Source organism: Ilumatobacter sp., from assembly GCF_049588435.1.
GTDB lineage: Bacteria > Actinomycetota > Acidimicrobiia > Acidimicrobiales > Ilumatobacteraceae > Ilumatobacter_A.
Genome location: NZ_JBAVYV010000452.1, coordinates 1 through 1,643, shown reverse-complemented (window position 1 = coordinate 1,643; position 1,643 = coordinate 1). Strand labels below are relative to the sequence as shown.

The window sequence follows — 1,643 nt, the reverse complement described above, 5'->3', positions numbered from 1 at the left end:
TGTCGGACACACGCAGCGCAACAGTCGCGTCCGGACTCATGTATCGACCACCGCGAGGAACACCTCGAGGGTCCGTTCGAACTCGGCATCGAAATCGCACGCCGCGAGCCGGTCGCCGAACGATGCGAGCGTCCGACAGGAGTCGGTATCGTCACCGTCGGTGGTGACGTCGACGTCGAGCACGCCTCCCGCCGGGTCGCCGATCGCCGCCGTCGTCTCGGCGAGCAATGCCCCCGACGTCACGTTGACGAACAGGAAGAAGTGGTGGACGACGGCCTCGTCATCGTCACCGCTGTCGCGCAACGCCGCGAGGATCGAATCGATCCGTTCGAGCACCGACCGCGTCGGTGGCGGCGCGGTCACGAGGCGGACGAAGAGGTGCGGATGACGCAGTGCGACCCGTCGCAACTCGCGGGCGATGTGGCGGATGCGTTCGTCCCAGGGCTCTCGCGGGTCGGGTGCCGACATCTCGTCGTACACCTGCTCGACGACCGCATCGAGGAGAGCTGACTTGTCGGCGACGTGCTTGTAGATCGCCATCGCCTCGTACCCGAGTGCCTGGCCGAGCCGACGCATGGACAAGCGGTCGAGCCCGTCGCGGTCGATCAGTTCGAGCGCTGTCGTGGTGATCGCCGCCTTCGTCAGCGGTTCTCGCTCGGCGCCCATCGTCACAGTTTACGGTGTACACATCGCCTCGGCGCTCCGCTACGATCGCCGCATGGATTACACTGTAAACCTCGATGGCGACCCGATCGCCCCCATTTCTTCACTGCCGTTCACCGCGCTCGGAGGCCAGCCCGCGTTCGATCGCACCGGACTCGACCGCTTCCTCGCAGCGAACCGGATCGCGGTGATGTCGTACATCCGCAAGGACGGCCGGCCCAACCAGGCGCCGCTCTGGTACGCCTATCGCGACGGCGTGATGCTGTTCGCCGTGTCGACGGGGTCGGCGAAGCACAACGCCCTCCTGCGCGACGCCCGGGTGTGCGTCTCGGTGCAGGACGAACGACCGCCCTATCGCGCGGTGATGATCGACGGCACGGTCGAGCTGGTCGACATCGGATCCGACGGCACGTTCTCGTCCGAAATGGCGACGCGCTACTTCGGCAAGCTCGGCGCGAACGAGTACGAGAAGATGTCGAAGGCCGACCGTGAATCGACGGGCCAGACCCTGATCCGGCTGATCCCGAGCGAGGTCAAGGGCTTCGACAACACGAAGGCGATCGGCGCGGCACTGCTCGGTTTCGCTCGCATCCGCAATCGCCTGCCGATCCCCCGTCAGTGGATCTGACGTTGGGGGCTACCCCGGCCGCCGGGCGGTGTGGACCCAACGCGTGAAGCCGGCGCGTTTGCGGACCGTGCACACCTCGATGTCGTCGTACCCGGCCGCACGGAGCCACAGGGAGAAGTCGGCCGGAGCGACGTAGACCGCCACCGGCGCCAGGTCGACACACCGTGCGAGCAGCGCTCGGATCGTCGCCTCGTCGGCGTCGATCGCGTGTCCGTAGGGCAGGTCCGTGACGATCGCATCAGCCGTCTGATCGTGCTCCCGGGAGTCGGCGCGGACGACGGTCGCCGGGTACCCGAAGTGCGCGAGGTTCTCGGTGGTCATCCCGACCATCGCCGGCTTCCAGTCGACGCCG

General features: G+C 67.1%; 3 protein-coding genes. 1 reads left to right on the top strand and 2 read right to left on the bottom strand.

The genetic code is table 11. The features are described from left to right. Positions 1-36: 36 nt before the first annotated feature. Positions 37-666 (bottom strand): TetR/AcrR family transcriptional regulator, encoded by a 630-nt coding sequence (locus tag WBV89_RS17415; protein WP_423982606.1) that lies wholly within the window; start codon positions 664-666, stop codon positions 37-39. A gap of 52 nt (positions 667-718) precedes the next feature. Between WBV89_RS17415 and WBV89_RS17410 the strand changes: the two genes are divergently transcribed. Next, a complete protein-coding gene (locus WBV89_RS17410) occupies positions 719-1,291 on the top strand; it encodes a PPOX class F420-dependent oxidoreductase (protein ID WP_423982605.1) in 573 nt (190 codons plus the stop codon). A 9-nt stretch (positions 1,292-1,300) separates the two neighbouring features. On the opposite strand, the gene WBV89_RS17405 is transcribed toward WBV89_RS17410, so the two are convergent. Next, on the bottom strand, positions 1,301-1,643 hold a 343-nt coding region (locus WBV89_RS17405), incomplete at its 5' end, for a TRM11 family SAM-dependent methyltransferase (protein WP_423982604.1).